This window comes from Massilia sp. CT11-108 (genome assembly GCF_047302915.1).
GTDB lineage: Bacteria > Pseudomonadota > Gammaproteobacteria > Burkholderiales > Burkholderiaceae_D > Telluria > Telluria orientalis.
In genome coordinates this window covers 1-321 of sequence record NZ_JBKYMO010001393.1, presented here as the reverse complement: position 1 = coordinate 321, position 321 = coordinate 1, and the positions used below count along the sequence as shown (strand labels likewise).

1 protein-coding gene is annotated in these 321 nt (G+C 74.1%); it reads right to left on the bottom strand.

Annotated features, from left to right (window positions below):
* Positions 1 to 321: FAD-binding oxidoreductase (locus ACEN88_RS34970; protein ID WP_413347021.1), on the bottom strand; the 321-nt coding region annotated here is incomplete at both ends.

Below are 321 nucleotides of genomic sequence, written 5' to 3'. Positions count from 1 at the left end.
CACCGTGAGCCCCAGCATGCGCGACAGCCAGCCGAAGCCGCCGCCCAATGTCAGGCCCGCCGCGCCCGTCGTCGAGTTGATGCCGAGCGGGACGGCGAGGCCGCAGGCCTGCGTCTCGTGGTCGACGTCGGCCAGCAGCGCGCCGCCGTCGACGTACGCGAGGCAGGCGTCCGGGTCGACGTGGACACTCCGCATCCCCGACAGGTCGATCACGAGCCCGTCGTCGCAGATCGCATTGCCGGCGATGTTGTGGCCGCCGCCGCGCACGGCCAGCGGCAGGCCGTGGTCGCGCGCGAACGCGACGGCCGTGCACACGTCGGC